The sequence below is a fragment of the Streptococcus oralis genome (genome assembly GCF_001578945.1).
Lineage (GTDB): Bacteria > Bacillota > Bacilli > Lactobacillales > Streptococcaceae > Streptococcus > Streptococcus oralis_Q.
The window spans coordinates 1-354 of sequence record NZ_KQ969637.1; the positions used below are offsets into that span (position 1 = coordinate 1).

General features: G+C 33.3%; 1 pseudogene. It reads left to right on the forward strand.

The features are described from left to right. Positions 1–299: pseudogene (locus tag SORDD16_RS10165) on the forward strand (IS30 family transposase); the annotation flags it as partial. Positions 300–354 lie beyond the last annotated feature (55 nt).

Sequence of the window (354 nt, forward strand, 5' to 3'; positions counted from 1 at the left end):
GTCAGTTTTCTAGAAATTGTTTCAAGTCCATTACTTTTGATTGTGGCAAGGAATTTTCTAGCTGGAAAGAAATTTCAAATCAGTGTGACATTGCTATTTTCTTTGCAGATCCGGGATATCAGGTCAACGGGGACTTAATGAGCATTCTAATGGACTGTTACGGAGACATGGGCCACCAAAGTAGATGGATTGTACCAAAGTTGATCAGAAACTTTTATCTGCTATAGCAGATAAAAGAAATCATATTCCAAAAAAAATTTCTTAATTACAAAACACCTTATCAAGTTTTTCTGGTATGATATTTTTTGAGCAGTTTGTCAATAAAAAGCGCATTTTAATTGGGTATTAACATTT